Below are 16,926 nucleotides of genomic sequence, written 5' to 3' on the forward strand. Positions count from 1 at the left end.
GCCCTGCCACCGGTGTACCGGTGCCGGCATCGAGCGCAAAGGAGAAGCGCCGCGAAGCTATTCCCCGGCCCCGAAAGAGTTCATACGGCCGCAATCATCCGGCCCTGACGTCGGTGACGAGGGACGGAGCACAAGGAAGGACACCGTACGGTTGAAGGATGAACGTTACGCGAGGCTTCACGGGCCGCCCGCGCGTCCACAACCCGGGGCTTCCGCCCGGGCAGTACGACGCGGGCGAGGACTGGCCCGTCCTGTCCGCCGAGGTCACCCCCGACCTCGCACCGGCCGACTGGTCCTTCCGGATCGACGGCTTGGTCGAGCTGCCGCACACGTGGGACTGGGACGAGGCGCACGCGCTGCCGGCGTCGGCGTACGACGGCGACATCCACTGTGTGACCGGCTGGTCGAAGTTCGGCGTGCGTTTCGGCGGGGTCTCGCTGGACGCGTTCTTCAATGTGGTGCGGCCCCATGTGTCCGCCACCCATGTGGTCGCCCGCTCCCACACCGGCTACACCACCAACCTGCCGCTCGCCGACGTCACCGGCGGGCGGGCCTGGATCGTCTGGGAGTACGACGGCGAGCCGCTGCCGGCCGAGCACGGCGGCCCGGCGCGGCTGCTGGTGCCCCACCTGTACTTCTGGAAGAGCGCCAAGTGGATCGCCGGCCTGACCCTCCTCGACCACGACGAGCCGGGCTTCTGGGAGGGCAACGGCTACCACGAACGCGGCAACCCCTGGCAGGAGCAGCGGTACTCCGGTGACTGACACGGTGACAACGAACCCGGACACCCACGCCACCCACCCGGAATCGGGGATTCCGACCATGCCTCAGGCCCCGGCCGCCCCCGCCGCGCGTTTCGCCGTGCCCGGGCGGATCGCGGTGAATGAGCAGGTGGCGGCCGTGTGGCAGCTCGCCACGGTGGTGGAGATCAGGCGTGAGACGCCGCGCGCGGCCACCTTCCGGCTGGCGGTGCCGGTATGGGCGGGTCATCTGCCGGGCCAGCATCTGATGCTGCGCCTGACCGCGCCGGACGGTTACGTGGCCCAGCGCCACTACTCGATCGCGTCGGCGCCGGACGACTCCGGGCACATCGAGCTGACCCTGGACCGGGTGCCGGACGGCGAGGTGTCCGGCTGGTTCCACACGGTCGCCCGCCCCGGTGACACGGTCGAGGTGCGCGGGCCGCTGAGCGGCTTCTTCGCCTGGCCCGGCGACCGGCCCGCGCTGCTGATCGGCGCCGGCTCCGGGATCGTGCCGCTGATGTCGATGGTGCGGCACCACCGCGACCGCGCTCTCACCGTGCCGTTGCGCATGCTGGTGTCCGCGCGCAGCCCCGAGGAACTGATCTACGCGGGCGAGCTGGGCCCGGAGACCACGCCCGTCTTCACTCGCAGCGCCCCACAGGGTGTGCCCGTGGGACGTATGGCGACCGCACATGTGACGCCGCTCCTGGCCGAACAGCCTCCCGGTGGGTGGGAGGCCTATGTGTGCGGATCCAACGGGTTCGCCGAGCACGCGTCCCGCCTGCTGGTCGCGGCGGGCCAGCCGGTGGACCGGATCCGGATCGAGCGCTTCGGCTGACCCCGGTCGCGCGCCGGGGTCGTTCGCGCGACCGTGGGGCGCATGGCGCGTTCCGTGCTCCAGGTGGGCTTGAACTCGCGGTTCCTCGGCGTGAGCGAGGTGCTCCGTACGGGGTACGAGACGGGTGTGGACGCTCGTGTGCGTGAGCGGCGGAGGGGATGACGGGCCACAGGACCGGCTCGTCGGCTCTCCGGCTGCGACGGTGCGAGGAGGTGGACATGCGGACCCGGGTGCGTGGCTGGCGCTGGCGGCGCAATCCGCTGCGGCGCCACTCGGATGTCGTGGAGGCGTGGACGGTGCTGATCGTCGCCGTCCTTCTGTTCGTGGTCACACCGCTGGTCGGCGTGGCCGCGGGTCTGCGCGCGCATGACACGGCCCGGAGCGTCGCGGCCACCCAGCGGGCCGAGCGCCACCAGGTGCGCGCGCAGGTGTTCGGCGACCCGCCCGAGCGGCTGCCCGGCACGCAGGGCGACCGCGCGTACCCGTACCGCGCCCACGTCCGCTGGACCGAGCCCGGCAAGGGGACCCGTACGGCGTGGACCCGGGTGCCGGCGGGGACCCGTACCGGTGACACGGTCCCGGTGTGGCTCGACGCCCGGGGCCGCGGTGTCGCGCCGCCGCCGAACAACGCGGCGGTCTGGCAGCACACGGTGACCGTCGGGCTGGTGGCGGCGGGCGGTACGGCGGCCGTCGTGCTCCTCGGACACGCCGTCGAGCGCCGGATCGCGCTGCGCCACCGGCTGGCGGAGTGGGAACGGGAGTGGGCGCGGACGGGACCGAGGTGGACCCAGCCGCGGGCGTGACAGGTGTCCGGCCGCCGGCAGGGGGCAACCGCTTACTGGTCAGCCATCCGGCACCCACGTACGGTGAGCTGACTCAGTCTCCCTTCGCAAAGGTGGTTGTAGATGGCCCTGTTCGACCTGCCCCTGGAGGAACTCCGCGAGCACCGCAGCGCGTCCGCCGAGCCCGAGGACTTCGACGCCTTCTGGGACAAGACCCTGGAGGAGGCACGCGCACACGAGCTGGACGCCCGCTTCGAGCCGGTGGACACCGGGCTGTCGACGGTCCAGGTGTACGACGTGACGTTCGCCGGGTTCGGCGGTCACCCGGTCAGGGGCTGGCTCCGGCTGCCGGCCGGCGCGACCGAACCGCTGCCGCTGGTCGTGGAGTTCGTCGGCTACGGCGGCGGGCGCGGCCTGCCGCACGAGAGCCTGCTGTGGGCCTCGACGGGCCGGGCACACTTCGTGATGGACACCCGCGGCCAGGGCAGCGCCTGGGGCGCCGGGGGCGGCACGGCGGACCCCGTCGGCGCGGCCCCGGCGTACCCCGGCTTCATGACCCGGGGCATCGACGCGCCCGAGAACTACTACTACCGCCGGGTGTTCACGGACGCCGTACGCGCCGTCGAGGCGGCCCGGTCGCATCCGCTGACCGACGCGGCGCGCACCGTGGCGCTCGGCGCGAGCCAGGGCGGCGGCATCACCCTCGCCGTCGGCGGTCTGGTCCCCGACCTGGTGGCGGTGGCGCCGGACGTGCCGTTCCTGTGCGACTTCCCGCGCGCGACCACGCTGACGGACCGGCACCCCTACCGCGAGATCGGCCTGTTCCTCAAGACGCACCGCGGCCGCTCGGCGGAGGTACTGCGCACGCTGTCCTACTTCGACGGGGTGCACTTCGCGGCCCGCGGCCGGGCCCCGGCCCTCTTCTCGGCGGCACTGGAGGACCAGACCTGCCCGCCGTCGACCGTGTTCGCCGCGTTCAACGCCTGGGCGCACGAGGACAAGGCGATCGAGGTCTACGACTTCAACGACCACGAGGGCGGCGGCCCCTTCCACGAGGTGGAGAAGCTGCGCTGGCTGCGGTCGTACGCCTGAGGCGGCGGGCGGGCACCGGAGTCCGCCGGGCACTTCCCTCCAGTCCGACCAGTCGGTATGTTCGGGGAACCCGGGTCGCAGCGTCGCGGCCCGGGTTTCCGGCGACGACGGAGGTCCCATGTCCGCGCACGAGACACAGGTCCACGGCCACTGCGACGCGCGCTTCGCGGCGGTGCGCGAGGCGTTCGAGGACAACTTCCGGGAGCGGGGCGAACTGGGCGCCGCGGTGGCGGTGACCGTCGACGGCACCACGGTGGTGGACCTCTGGGGCGGCTGGGCGGACGCGGCCGGCACCCGGCCCTGGGAACGCGACACGCTGGTGAACGTGTGGTCCACGACCAAGGGCCCGGTGGCCCTGTGCGCGCATCTCCTCGCCGACCGGGGCCTGCTCGACCTCGACGCGCCCGTCGCCGCCTACTGGCCGGAATTCGCGGCGGCAGGCAAGGAGAAGGTGCTCGTACGGCATCTGCTGTCGCACCGCGCCGGGCTGTCCGGGCTGCGCGAGCAGCACTCCCTGGCGGACCTGTACGACTGGGAGCTGACGACCGCCCGGCTGGCGGCGACCGAGCCGTGGTGGGAGCCGGGCACCCGCTCCGGGTACCACGCGTTGACGTACGGCTTCCTGGTCGGCGAGGTCGTCCGGCGGATCTCGGGGCTGCGGCCGGGGGCGTTCCTGGAGCGGGAGGTGACCGGGCCGCTCGGGATCGACTTCACGGTGGGGCTGCCGGCGAAGGAGGCGGGCCGGGCGGCCGAGATGGTGCATCCACCGGCCGCGTCCCGCAGTGAACAGGCGGCGATCTTCAGCCAGTTGACGCCCGCCGCGCTGGCGGCGCTGACCAATCCGGTGGTCGGGGCGGCGGAGGCGAACACGCCCGAGTGGCGCGCGGCGGAGATCCCCGCGGCGAACGGGCACGGCACCGCGCGCGCCGTCGCCGCGCTGTACGGCGTCTTCGCCGGTCGCGGCTCCCACGGCGGGCGGCGCATCCTGTCACCGCAGGCGGCGGAGCGGGTGCGGGAGGGCCAGGGGAGCTGCCGCGATCTGGTGCTGGGCGCGGGCTTGGACGGTGAGACCGAGATCGGGCTCGGCCTGTGGCTGAGCGGGTCGAACGGGTCGTACGGCCCGAATCCGCGGGCTTTCGGTCATGACGGCTTCGGTGGCTCGTGCGGACTCGCCGACCCGGAGGCCGGCGTGTCGCTGGGGTACGTGATGAACCGGATGGGGCCGCGCATCGCCGACGACCCACGGAAGATGGCGCTGATCGACGTCCTGTACAGCGCCTTGTGACGGCGTGACGGCCCGGGTGCGTTGCGGGTCGGTTGCGGGTGGGTTTCGGCCGAACCGGCGGGCCGCTCTTCCCTCGTGGTTTAGACCAATGCTAATTGTGGTCGCGCAACGAGCCCGCACGACTACGTCTTGTCACCACAGGAGGGCGCGGCATGGCCCGCACCACCCCGCACGAACCCGCGCAGAGCGACGACCGGCCCCTGTACGGGCGGATCGCGGCGCTGCTCCTCGACGAACTGCGCGCCGGCAGCATTCCGCCGGGTGAACGGCTGCCGGGCGAACGGCACTTGGCCGCGTATTTCCAGGTCAGCCGGGAGACCGTCCGGCAGGCGCTGGAGGTGCTGCGGCGCAGCGGTGCCGTCGCCACCGACCGGCGGGGCAGCCATGCGACGCTGCCCGCCCGGCCGGTCGCGGCGCCGGGGACGCCGGCCTTCCCGCTCGGCGCCCGCTCGGCGGACCCGTCCGCGGTCGACCGGGCCACGGTGACCTGGGAGACGCCTCCGGAGGAGCACGCGCGGGCGCTGGGTCTGGCCCCGCACCGGCCGACGCTCGTGCACCGCTACCGGTCGGCCACGCCGGACGGCCGGTCGCTGCGCACGGCGGTGACGTCGTTCTCGGCGGTGGCGCTGGCCGAGGTGGCGGAGCTGGCCCGCTACCGGGGCCGGGCCGACGGCAGCACCCCCGCGCAACTGCGCCGGGCCTACGACTGGATGCGCAAGGCCGGCCTGTCCCTGCACCACCGCGACGCCATCACCCAGGTCGACGGCGCCGCATCGGTACGGGTGACCCGGCGGGTGCACGACCAGTACGCCCGGCCGCTGGAGATCACCGATCTGGTGGTGGACGCCGAACGGGACGCGCTGGTCTACGAGTTCACACTGCCCGCGGCCGGCTGAACCCGCCGGGCCACCACCAGCCGGGCCCGTGGGCCGCCGTCGCCGCGCCGCCCGAACTCGGGCAGGGCGTGCAGCTCGACGGAGAACCCGGCACGGCCCAACTCGCCCAGCACACCGCCGAGCCGGAAGGCCCGGTAGTACATGACGAACGGCGGCCGCCACAGCGCGTTGCGCACCCGCATCACCGCGTCGAAGCCGAGCAGCATCCAGAAGCCGGCCTGGGTCGGACGGGGCGGGGCGAGCACCGGGAAGGCGAACCGGCCGCCCGGCCGCAGGACGGAGTGGACCTGGGCGAAGAGCCCCGGCAGTTCGCGCGGCAGGAAGTGACCGAACGCCCCGAAGGAGACCACGAGATCGAAGGCGTCCGCGAACGGCAGGGCCCGGGCGTCGCCGCGCACCCAGGCGACCTCGGGCCCGCCGGCGGGCCGCACCCGGTGCCGGGCGACGTCGAGCATGCCGGCGCTGAAGTCCACCCCGGTGACGCTCCGGCGGCACAGCCCGGTCAGCACCTCGGCGCCCGCGCCCGTGCCGCAGCACAGGTCCAGCCCGTCCTCGAACGGGCCGAGCGGGGTGAGCGCCTTCGCCACGGATCCCAGTACGTCGTCCGGCGTCCGGAAGGGCGTGTGGTCGAACTTCGGGGCGAGCAGGTCGTAGCCGTGCTCGACGGACGACAGCGCCTGCACGGCGAGTTCGCGCAGGCTGGGACCCTCGGGACCGAACATCTTCTCAGCCTAGGGCCACACGCTGCGCCAGGACCGCGAGAACCCGCTCGCACCAGCGCAGGTTCTCCTCCTCGAAGCCGATCCCGGCCATGAGGGTGAGGTAGGGGCCGACACGGTCGGTGGTGCTCAGGTACTCCTCCTCGGTCCGCCCGTCCAGGAGGCGGCGCCGCACCCGCCGGTAGCGGTCGAGCTTCCCGCGCGCCCAGCCCATGCGCTCCTCGATCAGCGCGCGGGTGACCTCCGGGTCGCCGCCGTCCATCGCCTGGATCTTGATGAGCAGTTCGTCGCGGACGGCGGTGGGCCGCTTCGGCGGCTCGGCGGCGAAGGCGGCCAGCTCGGCACGGCCGGCCTCGGTGAGCGTGAACATCCGCTTGTTCGGCCGCCGCTCCTGCTGCACCGTCCGGGCCTGGACCAGTCCGTCCTGAGCGAGGCGCTCCAGCTCGCGGTAGAGCTGCTGCGGGGTGGCGGGCCAGAAGTTCGCGAGCGAGACGTCGAAGGACTTCGACAGCTCGTAGCCCGAGGCCTCGCCCTCCAGCAGGGCGGCCAGGACGGCGTACTTGAGCGACATGTGGACAGGCTAGCAGCCGTTGATTAATCTCATCCGCACCTATTCAATTAATTGACTAGTCTCATTGAGCTCATCGACTCTTCGAGGTGATCCCATGCATGCGTTCCGTGCCGCGGTCGAGGCCGGCGACATCGATGCGGTCGAGGCACTGCTGGCCGAGGACGTCGTCTTCACCAGCCCGGTCGTCTTCAAGCCGTATCCGGGCAAGGCGATCACCGCGGCGATCCTGCGCGCGGTCTCCCAGGTCTTCGAGGACTTCCGCTACGTCCGGGAGATCGGCGACCCGGCCGCCCCCGACCACGCGCTGGTCTTCACCGCCCGGGTGGGCGACCGCGAGCTGACCGGCTGCGACTTCCTCCATGTGAACGAGGAGGGACTGATCGACGAGTTCATGGTCATGGTCCGCCCGCTGTCCGGGGCACACGCCCTCGCCGAGGCCATGGGCGCGCGGTTCGACGAGATAGCCAAGGAGGCGGAGGCGCGGTCGGCGTGAACGCGGGCCGACGGGCTGCGCCCGCGAGGACGCGAAGCCGATCAGCACCTGTCGGACTGTACGCCGCTCAGACTCCGGGGGATCCGGCGGGTGCGAGCCGGACCGGCAGGGTCCGCACGCTGTTGCCGACGAACCCGGCGTGCGGGGCCAGGCCGGCTTCGGGCGCGGCGAGTTCGAGGTCGGGGAAGCGGGTGAAGAGCCGCTCCAGCGCGATGCCCGCCTCCAGCCGGGCGAGCGGCGCGCCGAGGCAGTAGTGCGCACCGTGCCCGAGCGACAGATGGCGTACGGCACCGGGCCGGGCGGGACGGGTGACGTCGAAGCGGTCGGCGTCGGGGCCGTGCGCGGCGGGGTCACGGCCGGCGGCGGAGTAGCCGGCGAGGACGGGGGTGCCGGCGGGTATGAGGGTGCCGTCCACGGTCAGGTCGCGCACCGGGTAGCGGAACGGGAAGTAGCTGACCGGCGCGTCCCAGCGCAGGGTCTCCTCGACCACGTCGGCCCAGGTCGCCTCGCCCGCGCGCACGAGGTCGAGCTGGTCGCGGTGGGCGCACAGGGCGCGTACGGCGTTCGTGATCAGGTTGAGCGTCGTCTCGTGTCCGGCGACGATCATCAGCAGGAGGGTACCGATCAGCTCCTGGTCGCCGAGCCGGTCGCCGTCCTCGTCGCGGGCGGCGATGAGCGCGCTGGTGAGGTCGTCGGCGGGTGCCGCGGCCTTCGCCGCCGCGATCTCGCCCAGGACGGCGACGAGTTCGCGGTTGGCGGCGATGGCCTCGGCCGGCTCGATGTCGGTGGCCACGACCTGGTTGCTGAGATGGTGAAGCCGGTCACGGAACTCGGTCCCCACGCCGAGGAGTTCGCAGATGACCCCCATCGGCAGGGGCAGGGCGAAGTGCCGCCGCAGATCGGCGACGCCGTCCGCGTCCTTCGCGGCGGCGGCCAGGTCGTCCAGCAGGGCTGCGGTCAACTGCTCGATTGGGGGCCGTAGTTGCTCCACCCGGCGGGGCGTGAAGGCGCGGCCGGCCAGGGACCGCAGCCGCCGGTGGTCCTCGCCGTCCGCGGTGGTCATGCCGGGCACGGTGGCGAAGGTCAGCAGCGGCCAGCCCGCGGGAATCCGGCCCTCCCGCAGGTCCGTGAAGTGGCGTGCGTTCTTGGCGACTTCGGGATGCTGCAGGAACTCCTTCAGCGCCTCGTGCCCGAGTACGGCCATCCCCTCGATCCCGCCGGGCAGTTCCACCGGGGCCACGGCACCGCCCGCAAGCAGCCGCGCGTTGACGGTGTGCGGGCAGCCGCCCGCGGGGTCGAGTCGGTGCGGGGGCCGGGCGGGAGAGGTCTCCACGGGTTCTTCTCCTAACGGTCGGGCGGAAGCGCGGCGTGGCTCGGCGGAAGAACGCCGCCGGCTCGGGGCGGGAATAGACGCGGACGCCATCATGTTGACCCAACCGAGCGCACGGGTATAGTGCGATCAGCGCATGTGCGTGTCCCGTCGTACGGACACCGGTGCCGCTTCCTCTCCATCAGCCCCTCGGCCGAGGCTTTCCGCCGGCCCGGGCTTCCTCTCCGCACCACCTCGTGACCAGGGCGTTCCCGCCGTACCCGAGGTGGCGTTCCCGCCGCCCGGAGGCAGCTGTCAAGGCCTCCCGCTCGCGGCCTCTCCCCCTCCCCCGCTCTCTTCCCCCGTCCGTGAAAGGACCTCCCACCACCATGACCACCACACTCGAACACCCTCCCGCGGTCCAGCAGGCCCCGGCCGCCCGGCTCGTCACCGGTGTCCTCGACATCGACGCGCAGGGGAAGGGGTACCTGCGGGCCGCGCACCTGCTGGCCTCCCCCGCCGATCCCCAGGTCCCGCCGAACCTGATCCGGCGCCATGGGCTGCGCAAGGGCGACCTCGTCGAAGGCGTCCGGGGTGACCGGCGCGCGCTGACCGAGGTCACCCGCGTCGACGGACACGACCCGGCGGACCTGCGCGGCCGGCGTCACTTCCGCGACCTCACCCCGCTCCACCCCCGCGAGCGCATCCGCCTCGAACACCCCGGGTCGGGACTGGCCGGGCGCGTCACCGATCTCTTCGCGCCGGTCGGCAAGGGCCAGCGCGGACTCGTCGTGGCCCCGCCGAAGAGCGGCAAGACGGTGCTGCTGCAGCAGCTCGCGGCCGCCGTGGCCGGCAACCACCCCGAGTGCCGGCTGATCGTCCTGCTGCTGGACGAGCGCCCCGAGGAGGTCACCGAGGTGCGCCGCTCGGTGCGCGGCGAGGTGTACGCCTCCACCTTCGACCGGACGCCCAAGGAGCACATCGCCCTCGCCGAGCTCGTCGTGGAGCGGGCCAAGCGCCTGGTGGAGGCCGGCGAGGACGTCGTGATCCTGCTGGACTCGCTGACCCGGCTGTGCCGGGCGCACAACAACGCCTCCGCCGCCGGCGGCCGCACCCTGAGCGGCGGTGTCGACGCGGGCGCGCTGCTCGGCCCCAAGCGGTTCTTCGGCGCCGCCCGCCAGGCCGAGGAGGGCGGCTCGCTGACCATCCTCGCCACCGTCCTGGTGGACACCGGCTCCCGCGCCGACGGCTACTACTTCGAGGAGCTGAAGAGCACGGGCAACATGGAGCTGCGCCTGGACCGGGAATCCGCCGCCCGGCGTCTCTTCCCCGCCGTGGACCTCGACGCCACCGGCACCCGCCGCGAGGAACTCCTGCTCACTCCGGCCGAGTTGACGGCCGTACACGGTCTGCGCCGCGTCCTGCGCTCCCGCGAGGGCGGTCCGTCCGGTCTGGAGACCCTTCTGGAGCGGCTGCGCTCCACCCCCGACAACGCCGCGTTCCTGCGGCAGATCCGTCCCACCCTGCCCGCCGGCTGAGCCCGTATGCGGGCGGCCGGGTGCGGCTTACGGGTTGCTCGCGTGGGCCGAACGGCCCTTCCAGCGCGAGAGACGGCGAACCCGTTCGTACGTTGATCACATGATCACCGGACTTTCTCATCGGGTGGCCGAGTCGGCTTGTGCCCTGTGCGTGGCGGGCGTGCTGGCACTCGCCCCGGCCACCGCCTCCGCCGGGCCCCGTACCGGGGAACCCGCTCCGCCCGCGCCCCGGGCGGCGATGCCCGGGCCGAACCAGCTCTACCGCTCCGGCGTCCTGGTCCGGCCGCGCCGGGACGCGCCCGAGGTGCCGGACGTGTCGGCGCTGTCGTGGGTGGTGGCCGACGCCGGCAGCGGGGCGGTGCTGGCCGCGAGCAACGCGCACCGCAAGCTGCCGCCCGCGAGCACCCTGAAGACCCTGTTCGCCCTCACCGTGCTGCCCGCCCTCCCCGCCGGGATGCGGCACACCGTGCGCAACACGGAGCTGGCGGACATCGGCCAGGGCAGCAGCCTGGTCGGCGTCCGGGAGGGACTCACCTACCAGGTGTCCGACCTGTGGCGCGGGGTCTTCCTCAACTCCGGCAACGACGCCGTGCACGTGCTCGCCTCGATGAACGGCGGCTGGGAGGCCACAGCGGCCGAGATGCAGACCAAGGCCCGCACGCTCGGCGCCCTGGACACCCATGTCGTCTCCCCCGACGGATACGACGCCGACGGCCAGGTGTCCTCCGCCTACGACCTGGCGGTCTTCGGCCGGGAGGGCCTGCGCAATCCCGACTTCGCCCGGTACTGCTCGACCGCCGAGGCGTACTTCCCCGGTGACCGCTCGTCGTACGGCATCAGGAACACCAACCGGCTGCTCACCGGCCAGAGCGGCGTGAAGAAGTATCCCGGGCTGATCGGCATCAAGAACGGCTACACCACCAAGGCGGGCAACACCCTGGTGGCCGCGGCCCGGCACGGCGCCCGCACGCTGGTGGTGACCGTGATGAACCCTCAGGAGGGCGGCGGGTTGGCGGTGTACCAGGAGGCGCGCGAGCTGCTCGACTGGGGCTTCGCCGCGGCCGGCCGGGTGGACCCGGTCGGCTCGCTGGACGGGCTACGCGTCAAGTCGCGGCCGGCGTCGAAGGCCAAGCCGGTGGCCGCGGCCACGTCGCAGGCACCGGACGGCTGGGGCTGGCCGCACCCCGCCGTCGTCGCGGGGCTCGCGGGGCTCGTCGCCGGCGCCGCGGTGGTGGCGCTGCGGGCCGCCGTGGTGATGGCGCTGCGGGCCAGGAGCAGACGCGCCCCGCGCGGCTGACCCGTCGGCAGGCCGAGCAGCAACCCCAGCGTGATCCAGGTGTAGGTGTTGCTGCCGAGGAAGCCGCCGATGCCGGAGGCGTCGTCGAACCACAGCCAGACCACGCTCGTGCACAGCACCGCGTACAGGGCGCCCGCGATCCGCGGGTGCCCGGCGCGGACCAGCACCGCGAACGACGGCAGCAGCCACACCAGGTGGTGCACCCAGGTGATGGGGCTGACCAAACAGGCAGCCGCCCCGGTGAGCGCGAAGGCCGCCGTCCAGTCACCGGCCCGCACCGCCTGCCGGGTCCGCCACGCCCAGACGCACAGGGTCAGCAGGACCGCCGTCGCCCACAGCGGACGGCCCGGTTCGCCGAGACGGGCCAGCACACCCTGGACCGACTGGTTCGACACGTAGTCGAGCCGGCCCACCCGGCTGGTGTCCCACAGCGCCTCGGTCCAGTAGAAGCGCGACGCCCGCGGGTCCGCCCAGGCGGCCAGCGCGGTGGCCGCGAGGGCGACGGCCGTCGCGACGGCGGCCGCCCGGCGCCGCCCGGCGAGCAGCAGCAGGCCGATGAACAGGGCGGGCGTGAGCTTCACGGCGGCGGCGAGCCCGATCCCGGCGCCCGCCCAGCGCTCCCGGCCCGTCGCCAGCAGCAGGCAGTCCGCGAGGACGAGGGCGAGCAGCACCAGGTTGACCTGGCCGAAGCTGAAGGTGTCCCGCAGCGGCTCGAACAGCGCGAGCAGGCACAGGCACAGCGACCAGCGGTACCAGCCGTGCCGCCGCCAGCGCGGTCCGGCCAGGATGCGCAGGACGACCGCCAGCGCGGCCAGGTTGACCAGCAGGGACGCCACGATCGCCGCGTCCCGGCCCAGCAGCGCCAGCGGCAGCATGGCGAGCGCCGCGAACGGCGGATAGGTGAAGCCGTACGAGGTGCCCGGCACCTGGTAGTCGTAGATGCGCCCGCCGTGGTGCGCCCAGGTGTGCACGGTGCCGTAGTAGACGCGCAGGTCGAAGAAGTCGCGCAGCAGCGGCACGGTCGCCGTGAAGACGGTGACCGCGGCGCCGAGGACGAGGACCAGCAGCAGACGGCCCCTGGTCGTACGCGGCCCCCTCACGCCACGCGTCCCGGTGCCGGGGCCTGGGCCGCCTGGTGGGCCTGCCACAGGACGACCACGCCGAGCACGCCGCCGGAGACGGCGAGCACGAGTTGCCCGGCGTCGGCCGGGCCGCCGCTGGGCAGGACGGCGAGGGCGAGGACGCCGGCCAGGGCCGCGACCCGGTGCCGCACCGAGGTGCTGGGCGCGGCGGCGGCGATGAGGAACAGGCCCCACAGCACGTACCAGGGGCGGATCGCGGGGCCGAACACGGCGACCGTCAGCAGGCTGAGGCCGAGGGCGTAGACCGGTCTCACGCGCAGCCGTAGCCATATCGCCGCCACGGCGACGGCGGTGGCGGCGAGGCCGAGCAGATGCCAGGCCGGCACGGCCAGCGGGGCCAGGCTGCTGCCGAGGTGCTCCAGCACGGCGCCGGTGGCGCGGCCGAGCAGGCTGGTCAGGGCCCAGTTGTGCGGGGAGACGGGGGTGGCCAGGGCGCCGATCCAGCCGTAGCCGGTGCCGGCGACGGCCGTGGCGGCGACCGTCGTCACGGCGGAGGCGGCCGCCGCGGTCAGGACGGCCGGCAGCGGACGGCGGCCGGAGCGGACCTGGAGGGCCACGACCGCCAGCAGTCCGAGCGCGGCCGGCGCCTTGACCAGGGCGGCGAGGGTGACGAGGACGGCTCCGACGGCGCCGCCGGCCGGCCGTTCCCCGCGCGCGGCGACCAGGCCGAGCCCCAGCAGACCGAGCATCAGGGCGTCGTTGTGGGCGCCTGCGACCAGGTGCAGCAGGACGAGCGGGTTGAGGGCGCCGAGCCAGAGGGCGGCGGCCGGGTCGGCGCCGCTGTGCCGGGCGAGGCGAGGCAGCGCCACCGCCATCAGGGCCACGCCGAGCAGGGCGACCAGGCGCATGCCGAGCAGGCCGGCCGGCAGCTGGCCGCGGGTCAGGCCGGAGAGCGCGGAGGCCAGGGCCATGAAGGCGGGGCCGTAGGGGGCGCCGGTGTGCTGCCACATCGGGGCCACCTCGTCGGCGAGCGGGCCCCCGAGCTGGGCGGGGCCGTGGGCGTAGACGTCCATGTGGGCGTCGACCATGGCGCCCTGCGCGAGATAGCTGTAGACGTCCCGGCTGAACAGCGGCGGCGCGAGCAGCAGCGGTGCCGTCCACACGGCGAGCACCAGCAGCAGGGCGCGCGGGGTGGGCGGCTGGGGGCCGCGCACCAGGCGGCCGAGGAGCACCCAGGCCGCTATCAGCAGGACGACACCGAAGTACACCCCGACCAGGCCGAGCGCGGCCTGCACCGAGGCGGGTGCCAGGAGGTCCTGCACGGGCAGGGCACCGGCCGTCTCACCGCCGAGCGCGAGAAAGGCGGTGCCGGCCAGCCCGAGCACCTGGCAGCGGCGGAGATCGACGGGGAATGCCATGGCCAACACTGCTTCAGCGTGTCAACGCCGGGTGGCCGGAAGGCGACGCTCCTCTCACCGGCGGGCGGCCCGCATGTGACCGGCGTGTGAGCAACGATGACTTCCGGGCGTACGGGAGGTCACTTCTTCGCCCGTTTCGCAGGGAAAAGACATGATCACGGTGGCGAGCGGCTCCGCCCACGGCGCCGTCCTGCCCGCGGGCGTACCTGCTCGGCGCACTGACCTCGCTGGAGGTTCGCGGTACCCCAGAACCGGGTCGGGCGGCTGGTCGTCGCCTCCCGCTGCCGTGGAGCGCCGAGGACCTGCGCGCGCTGCGGGCGCCCACCCTGCTGGTCGTCGGCGGCCGGGACTTCGCGCGGATCGGGCACGCGGCCGGGATGCGCGCGCTGATCCCCGGCCCGGGCCGGTCAGAACACCGAGAGCCCGGTCAGCGTGGTGAACCGGTCGAGGGCCGCCACTCCGACCACCGAGTTGCCCCGCTCGTCCAGGCCCGGGCTCCACACGCACAGCGTGCACCGGCCCGGTACGACGGCGATGATCCCGCCGCCGACGCCGCTCTTGCCGGGCAGGCCGACGCGGTAGGCGAAGTCCCCGGCGGCGTCGTACGTCCCGCAGGTCAGCATCACCGCGTTGACCTGCTTGGCCTGGCTGCGGGTGAGCAGCCGGCCGCCGTCGGCGCGGATGCCGTGCCGGGCCAGGAAGCCGGTGGCGAGGGCCAGGTCGGCGCAGGATGCGGTGATGGAGCACTGCCGGAAGTACTGGTCGAGCAGGGTCGGCACGTCGTTGTCGATGTTGCCGTAGGACGCCATGAAATGTGCGAGGGCCGCGTTGCGGTCGCCGTGTGCGGTCTCGGAGGCGGCGACCTCCTTGTCGAAGTCCAGGGTGACGTTGCCGCTCTCGGTGCGCAGAAAGGTCAGCAGTTCGCCGGCCGCGTCTCCGGTACGGGTCTGGAGGCGGTCGGTGACGACGAGGGCGCCCGCGTTGATGAAGGGATTCCGCGGGATGCCGTTCTCGTACTCCAGCTGGACCAGGGAGTTGAAGGGGTTGCCGGAGGGCTCGCGGCCCACGTGCTCCCAGAGTTCGTCGCCCTCGCGGGCCAGGTCCAGGGCCAGGGTGAAGACCTTGGTGATGGACTGCGTGGAGAACGGCTCGCGCCACTCCCCCACCCCGTACACCGTGCCGTCCAGTTCGGCGACCGCCATGCCGAACCGGCGGGGATCGCAGGCGGCGAGGGCCGGGATGTAGTCGGCGGCCCGGCCGCGGCCGGGCGTGCGCTCGATCTCCTCGGCGATGCGCTCCAGGACCGGCAGGAAGGTGAGGGACGACGTCGTTGTCATGATCACCATTGTCCCTCCGGATCGGCCCTGGAGCCCACTCGCATGCGGGTTGATATCTGCCCGTAACCGCAGGTCAGGCGGCAGGCGCCCCGCTGCCGGCGACGACCTCGGGGCGCAGCAGGCCGGCGAGGCGCTCGGCCGGCAGGAGGCCCTTCTCCAGGACGAGTTCGGCCACGCCCCGGCCGGTGACGAGCGCCTCCTTGGCGATCTCGGTGGCGGCCGTGTACCCGATGTGCGGGTTGAGGGCGGTGACCAGGCCGATGGAGTTCTCCACGGTGGCGCGCAGCCGCTCGGTGTTGGCGGTGATGCCGGCCACGCACCGCTCGGCCAGGGTGAGGCAGGCGCTCTGCAGGTGGGTGACGGACTCCGACAGGGAGTGCAGGATGATCGGCTCGAAGGCGTTGAGCTGGAGCTGTCCGGCCTCGGCGGCCATGGTGATGGCGACGTCGTTGCCGATCACCTCGAAGGCGACCTGGTTGACCACCTCGGGGATCACCGGGTTGACCTTGCCCGGCATGATGGACGAACCGGCCTGCACCGGCGGCAGGTTGATCTCACCGAGGCCGGCCCGCGGACCGGAGGACAGCAGCCGCAGGTCGTTGCAGCTCTTGGAGAGCTTCACCGCGATCCGCTTCAGCACACCGGACATCTGCACGAAGGCACCGCAGTCCTGGGTGGCCTCGACCAGGTTGGCGGCGGTGACCAACGGCAGGCCGGTGATGTCGGCCAGGTGCCGGCGGGCGGCCTCGGCGTACCCGGCGGGCGCGTTGAGTCCCGTACCGATGGCCGTTGCGCCCAGGTTGATCTCATGGATCAGCTCGACCGCTTCGGCAAGACGGCTGCGGTCCTCCTCGATCATGACGGCGAACGCGGAGAACTCCTGACCGAGCGTCATCGGCACGGCGTCCTGCAACTGTGTACGGCCCATCTTGAGCACGTCACGGAACTCGACGGCCTTGCGGGCGAAGGCGTCCTGCAGTACGGCCATCGCCTTGAGCAGTCCACGGACCGCGAACACCGTCGCCACCTTGACGGCGGTCGGGTACACGTCGTTGGTCGACTGGCCGAGGTTGACGTCCTCGTTGGGGTGAAGATACGCGTACTCGCCCTTGGCGTGACCGAGCAGCTCCAGCGCCCGGTTGGCCACGACCTCGTTGGCGTTCATGTTGGTGGACGTGCCGGCGCCGCCCTGGATGACGTCGACGACGAACTGGTCGTGCAGCTTGCCCCCCCGGATCTCCTGGCAGGCGGCGACGATCGCACGGGCCTTCTCCGGCGCCAGCAGGCCGAGTTCCTCGTTGGCGAGGGCGGCGGCCTCCTTGACGGCGGCCAGGGCGTCGATCAGATGCGGGTAGGCGGAGATCGGGGTGCCGGTGATGGGGAAGTTCTCCGTCGCGCGCAGGGTGTGCACACCCCAGTACGCGTCGGCGGGTACGTCACGGTCGCCGAGCAGGTCGTGCTCACTGCGCGTGGTGGCGGCGGTCATGAGGAAACGGTCCTCTTTCTGAGGTACGGAAATGAGAGCG

Annotated in this window: 15 protein-coding genes and 1 pseudogene; 9 read left to right on the plus strand and 7 right to left on the minus strand. The window is 73.1% G+C overall.

Going from position 1 to position 16,926, the window contains the following annotated elements; all coding sequences use genetic code 11:
* Window positions 1-158: 158 nt before the first annotated feature.
* From ACQPXS_RS07530 to ACQPXS_RS07555, 6 genes are all read left to right on the plus strand, one after another.
* A complete protein-coding gene (locus ACQPXS_RS07530; protein ID WP_351805008.1) occupies window positions 159-764 on the plus strand; it encodes a sulfite oxidase-like oxidoreductase in 606 nt (201 codons plus the stop codon).
* A 58-nt stretch (window positions 765-822) separates the two neighbouring features.
* On the plus strand, window positions 823-1,581 hold the full coding sequence (locus ACQPXS_RS07535; RefSeq protein WP_433448179.1) for a ferredoxin reductase: 759 nt from the start codon (window positions 823-825) through the stop codon (window positions 1,579-1,581).
* A gap of 218 nt (window positions 1,582-1,799) precedes the next feature.
* Window positions 1,800-2,384 (plus strand): Rv1733c family protein, encoded by a 585-nt coding sequence (locus tag ACQPXS_RS07540; protein ID WP_433448181.1) that lies wholly within the window; start codon window positions 1,800-1,802, stop codon window positions 2,382-2,384.
* Window positions 2,385-2,486: 102 nt separating this feature from the next.
* A complete protein-coding gene (locus ACQPXS_RS07545) occupies window positions 2,487-3,455 on the plus strand; it encodes an acetylxylan esterase (RefSeq protein WP_433448183.1) in 969 nt (322 codons plus the stop codon).
* Window positions 3,456-3,573: 118 nt separating this feature from the next.
* Window positions 3,574-4,740 (plus strand): serine hydrolase domain-containing protein, encoded by a 1,167-nt coding sequence (locus ACQPXS_RS07550; RefSeq protein ID WP_433448185.1) that lies wholly within the window; start codon window positions 3,574-3,576, stop codon window positions 4,738-4,740.
* A 152-nt stretch (window positions 4,741-4,892) separates the two neighbouring features.
* Window positions 4,893-5,636, plus strand: coding sequence for a GntR family transcriptional regulator (locus ACQPXS_RS07555; RefSeq protein WP_365326143.1), 744 nt, complete (start codon window positions 4,893-4,895; stop codon window positions 5,634-5,636).
* Here ACQPXS_RS07555 and ACQPXS_RS07560 read toward each other — a convergent pair.
* Together ACQPXS_RS07560 and ACQPXS_RS07565 are read right to left on the minus strand one after the other, a co-directional pair.
* Complete coding sequence (locus ACQPXS_RS07560; RefSeq protein ID WP_433448187.1) at window positions 5,606-6,358, minus strand: class I SAM-dependent methyltransferase; 753 nt, start codon at window positions 6,356-6,358, stop codon at window positions 5,606-5,608. The genes ACQPXS_RS07555 and ACQPXS_RS07560 overlap by 31 nt on opposite strands.
* A 4-nt stretch (window positions 6,359-6,362) precedes the next feature.
* Window positions 6,363-6,926 carry a PadR family transcriptional regulator gene (locus tag ACQPXS_RS07565; RefSeq protein WP_365326139.1) on the minus strand — a complete coding sequence of 188 codons (564 nt, stop codon included), beginning with the start codon at window positions 6,924-6,926 and terminating at the stop codon, window positions 6,363-6,365.
* A gap of 94 nt (window positions 6,927-7,020) precedes the next feature.
* Here ACQPXS_RS07565 and ACQPXS_RS07570 point away from each other — a divergent pair, with 94 nt between their 5' ends.
* Complete coding sequence (locus ACQPXS_RS07570) at window positions 7,021-7,419, plus strand: nuclear transport factor 2 family protein (RefSeq protein WP_351804993.1); 399 nt, start codon at window positions 7,021-7,023, stop codon at window positions 7,417-7,419.
* Between the two features lie 67 nt (window positions 7,420-7,486).
* Here the strand turns inward: ACQPXS_RS07570 and ACQPXS_RS07575 are convergent, their stop codons facing one another.
* Window positions 7,487-8,752 (minus strand): cytochrome P450 family protein, encoded by a 1,266-nt coding sequence (locus ACQPXS_RS07575; protein WP_433448190.1) that lies wholly within the window; start codon window positions 8,750-8,752, stop codon window positions 7,487-7,489.
* 365 nt (window positions 8,753-9,117) lie between these two features.
* On the opposite strand from ACQPXS_RS07575, the gene rho reads away from it, so the two are divergent.
* Together rho and ACQPXS_RS07585 are read left to right on the plus strand one after the other, a co-directional pair.
* The gene (gene rho, locus ACQPXS_RS07580; protein ID WP_433448192.1) at window positions 9,118-10,266 is read left to right on the plus strand and encodes a transcription termination factor Rho; all 1,149 of its coding nucleotides are present in this window, start codon (window positions 9,118-9,120) and stop codon (window positions 10,264-10,266) included.
* Between the two features lie 238 nt (window positions 10,267-10,504).
* Window positions 10,505-11,200 (plus strand): annotated as a pseudogene (locus ACQPXS_RS07585) (D-alanyl-D-alanine carboxypeptidase family protein); the annotation flags it as partial.
* Between the two features lie 59 nt (window positions 11,201-11,259).
* On the opposite strand, the gene ACQPXS_RS07590 reads toward ACQPXS_RS07585, so the two are convergent.
* The 4 genes from ACQPXS_RS07590 to aspA form a co-directional block, all read right to left on the minus strand.
* A complete protein-coding gene (locus ACQPXS_RS07590; protein ID WP_433448194.1) occupies window positions 11,260-12,663 on the minus strand; it encodes a glycosyltransferase family 87 protein in 1,404 nt (467 codons plus the stop codon).
* On the minus strand, window positions 12,660-14,063 hold the full coding sequence (gene mptB / locus ACQPXS_RS07595) for a polyprenol phosphomannose-dependent alpha 1,6 mannosyltransferase MptB (RefSeq protein ID WP_433448196.1): 1,404 nt from the start codon (window positions 14,061-14,063) through the stop codon (window positions 12,660-12,662). Before mptB ends, ACQPXS_RS07590 begins: the two co-directional genes overlap by 4 nt.
* Window positions 14,064-14,470: 407 nt before the next feature.
* The gene (locus ACQPXS_RS07600) at window positions 14,471-15,409 is read right to left on the minus strand and encodes a glutaminase (RefSeq protein WP_433448198.1); all 939 of its coding nucleotides are present in this window, start codon (window positions 15,407-15,409) and stop codon (window positions 14,471-14,473) included.
* Between the two features lie 64 nt (window positions 15,410-15,473).
* A complete protein-coding gene (aspA, locus tag ACQPXS_RS07605) occupies window positions 15,474-16,886 on the minus strand; it encodes an aspartate ammonia-lyase (protein ID WP_433448200.1) in 1,413 nt (470 codons plus the stop codon).
* Between the last annotated feature and the right edge of the window lie 40 nt (window positions 16,887-16,926).

This window comes from Streptomyces sp. CA-142005, from assembly GCF_050942335.1.
Lineage (GTDB): Bacteria > Actinomycetota > Actinomycetes > Streptomycetales > Streptomycetaceae > Streptomyces.

Excerpts from the sequence above, each read along its gene's own strand:
- ACQPXS_RS07530 (WP_351805008.1), top strand. The coding sequence starts at position 159 with ATGAACGTTACGCGAGGCTTCACGGGCCGCCCGCGCGTCCACAACCCG.
- ACQPXS_RS07535 (WP_433448179.1), top strand. The coding sequence starts at position 823 with ATGCCTCAGGCCCCGGCCGCCCCCGCCGCGCGTTTCGCCGTGCCCGGG.
- ACQPXS_RS07540 (WP_433448181.1), top strand. The coding sequence starts at position 1,800 with ATGCGGACCCGGGTGCGTGGCTGGCGCTGGCGGCGCAATCCGCTGCGG.
- ACQPXS_RS07545 (WP_433448183.1), top strand. The coding sequence starts at position 2,487 with ATGGCCCTGTTCGACCTGCCCCTGGAGGAACTCCGCGAGCACCGCAGC.
- ACQPXS_RS07550 (WP_433448185.1), top strand. The coding sequence starts at position 3,574 with ATGTCCGCGCACGAGACACAGGTCCACGGCCACTGCGACGCGCGCTTC.
- ACQPXS_RS07555 (WP_365326143.1), top strand. The coding sequence starts at position 4,893 with ATGGCCCGCACCACCCCGCACGAACCCGCGCAGAGCGACGACCGGCCC.
- ACQPXS_RS07560 (WP_433448187.1), bottom strand. The coding sequence starts at position 6,358 with ATGTTCGGTCCCGAGGGTCCCAGCCTGCGCGAACTCGCCGTGCAGGCG.
- ACQPXS_RS07565 (WP_365326139.1), bottom strand. The coding sequence starts at position 6,926 with ATGTCGCTCAAGTACGCCGTCCTGGCCGCCCTGCTGGAGGGCGAGGCC.
- ACQPXS_RS07570 (WP_351804993.1), top strand. The coding sequence starts at position 7,021 with ATGCATGCGTTCCGTGCCGCGGTCGAGGCCGGCGACATCGATGCGGTC.
- rho (WP_433448192.1), top strand. The coding sequence starts at position 9,118 with ATGACCACCACACTCGAACACCCTCCCGCGGTCCAGCAGGCCCCGGCC.
- mptB (WP_433448196.1), bottom strand. The coding sequence starts at position 14,063 with ATGGCATTCCCCGTCGATCTCCGCCGCTGCCAGGTGCTCGGGCTGGCC.
- ACQPXS_RS07600 (WP_433448198.1), bottom strand. The coding sequence starts at position 15,409 with ATGGTGATCATGACAACGACGTCGTCCCTCACCTTCCTGCCGGTCCTG.
- aspA (WP_433448200.1), bottom strand. The coding sequence starts at position 16,886 with ATGACCGCCGCCACCACGCGCAGTGAGCACGACCTGCTCGGCGACCGT.